The sequence below is a fragment of the Desulfobacter sp. genome (assembly GCF_050177295.1).
Genome location: NZ_JBFXHE010000534.1, coordinates 1 through 2,609 on the forward strand (window position 1 = coordinate 1; position 2,609 = coordinate 2,609).

Consider the following 2,609-nt stretch of genomic DNA (forward strand, 5'->3'; position numbering starts at 1 on the left):
TACTGAGGTGCCTTTATTTTCTGTTTTTAAGATATTTTGACAACGTATCCTTAATTAACAGAACTCAGTATGGTTTTCATTATTTTTCAGGGCTTCTTTGTCACCCTGTTTTGAACCAGGCCAAAAAATATATTCGTCCCTAATTTTACCAAAGTTGAAATTTCTGGAGAGCCATGGGTTCGAATTGACAAACATGATTGGGCAGATTATTTGTATGTCCAAATATCCAGAATATGAGAAGAAAAATATGGAACCATCTGAAGATAATTTTCTGGATGCTTGTCTCTTTTTTTAAAAGAAGGCCATACTGCATGATGCCTAAGACAGTTGAAAGTCCGGATAACCCGACAAAAAATTTCAAAATTATAGTGGCCTATGACGGTACCGATTTTTTCGGGTGGCAGCGCCAGACTGATGAACCCACCATCCAGGGGGAACTTGAACGTATAGCATCCATGATTCTAAACCAGGACATTAAGATTCATGGTTCCGGACGTACGGACGCAGGCGTTCATGCCCGGGCCCAGGTGGCCCATTTCCATGCAAACACCCGTCTTGCCCCTGATATCATTCAAAAAGGGATAAACAGCCTTATGTCCGCACCCATCGTGATCCATGACTGCCGGCTTGCAGCGCCTGATTTTCATTCCCAGTACCATGTTCGTTCCAAAGAGTACCGCTATTACATATTAAACAGAGACATTCCCGCTGCCATTGGTCGGGATTATCTGTGGCATGTCAAACCGTACTTGGATATTGATATTATGAATCAGTGCTGTGAATGCCTTGTGGGCGAACACGATTTTAAAGCCTTTGAAAATACCGGCAGCCCCAGATCTTCCACTGTAAGAACGGTTTTCAGTGCAAGCTGGGCAAACAAGCCTTACGATCGGCTGGAATTTTGTATCTGTGCCACAGGATTTTTAAAAAACATGGTCAGAAATATAGTGGGTACCCTCAAAGATGCCGGCACGGGACGGATCAATCCGGAAACGTTCAACCAGATTCTTTGTTCATGTGAACGCCCCCGTGCCGGGGCGACTGCTCCGGCACGGGGGCTGTTTCTACATCAGGTAAACTATTGACAACGATCCAGTGTTTGGGATTCCCGGATCCTGGCCACATGAAGGTTATAGTAGGCAATGATGTCACGGCGGTAAAGCATGCCGATAAATTTACCCGGATCTTTCTCATCCACCACAGGCCGCGCATCAATGTTTTTCTTTGTAAGTTTAATACTTGTTTAAACTGGCTGAAAGGCATGTCCTGATTCAGGCATCTAACGTTTTTGATCAAATATTTGAGTTTTTCCACTTTGATGGTCTGAAGAATATCTATCATGAATTCTCCGGCATGGAGCGGCGAGTCAACCCGCGACTTTACCTGATTTTCATAAATCGACCATTTTGTGGCCAAAAGATAACACACCGAGCAGACCAGAAGACTTGGCAGCAGAAGGTGATAGGAATTGGTCATCTCACTGACGAATATAATGGTGGATATTGGGGTGTTGGACACAGCCGTGAAAAAACCTGCCATACCAACGATGACAAAGGCGCCCGGCTGGGTTACGACCGTGGGCAGCAATATATGAAAAAACTGCCCGACTGCCCCGCCCATGGCACCGCCGATGACAACCGAAGGTCCGAAGACACCGCCTGATCCGCCGGAACCAATGGAAAAAGAGGTGGTAAAAATTTTCCCAGGGCCAGTCCTAAAAGCACTGGGATGGTCAACTGGTTAAAAAATGGCCTCCTGGGCCATGCCGTATCCGAAGGCCAGGGTATAGGGCAGAAAAAAAACCGATAATTCCGGTCATAAGCCCGCCGATTGCAGGCTTGATATGGTTTGGAATTTTCAGCTTCCGGAACAGTTTTGTGGTCCCGTAGAACACCTTAATATATAATAAAATGCCGGTGAGGACCAGAACCACGGCAAGGGCAAGGTAGGGACCAAGTTGCAGCGGGTTTTAAAATTTAAAGGCCGGAGACTCAAAATCAGGATCACGGTAGAGCACTTCTGCGGCAAAAAGAGCGCCTGCCAGGGGCGCTCTGAATATACTTCCCAGACCGGCAACGATGCCCGCGGCCATCATGATGCACCGTTCCCGTTCGGACAAGTTGAACCTGGTGGCCAGGAAAGAACCGAATCCCCCCCGATCTGGGCAATTGGGCCTTCCCTGCCCCCTGAGCCGCCCGTGGTCAGTGTGATGGTGGAGGCAATGGTTTTGATAATTGGAATCCGTGCCCGGATAATGCCGCCCAACGCAGGTAAAAATAACAGCACCCACTTGTTGAACGGTGTCTCGGTGTGGGGGCAGCAGCAGATGTTCACCGGCGGAGCCTTCCGGCCGATATCCGGCCATCATATCCATGAAATAGTGCATACCAAGGCCGCACAGATAATGGAACAGAATCGCCCCAAGGCCTGACATGACGCCTATCAGAACAAAATAGAACACCCATTTTCCGGCATACTTAACATCAACATCTTTTTTTCTGCTTAAATTCATTTAAAACGGTTTTACGTTCTCAGATCATTAATCCCTGAAAGAACAATGTCAAATAAAGTTTTCACATCCTTTTCCTCCAGGCATGAAAACGCCACCC

The 2,609-nt window shown here is 47.1% G+C and carries 1 protein-coding gene and 2 pseudogenes; 1 reads left to right on the forward strand and 2 read right to left on the reverse strand.

Going from position 1 to position 2,609, the window contains the following annotated elements; translation table 11 throughout:
* Nucleotides 1–311 precede the first annotated feature (311 nt).
* A complete protein-coding gene (truA, locus tag AB7U36_RS22230) occupies nt 312–1,085 on the forward strand; it encodes a tRNA pseudouridine(38-40) synthase TruA (protein WP_428161785.1) in 774 nt (257 codons plus the stop codon).
* 385 nt (nt 1,086–1,470) lie between these two features.
* Here the strand turns inward: truA and AB7U36_RS22235 are convergent.
* Together AB7U36_RS22235 and AB7U36_RS22240 are read right to left on the reverse strand one after the other, a co-directional pair.
* Nucleotides 1,471–1,698 (reverse strand): annotated as a pseudogene (locus AB7U36_RS22235) (chloride channel protein); the annotation flags it as partial.
* 34 nt (nt 1,699–1,732) lie between these two features.
* Nucleotides 1,733–2,512: pseudogene (locus AB7U36_RS22240) on the reverse strand (chloride channel protein).
* Nucleotides 2,513–2,609 lie beyond the last annotated feature (97 nt).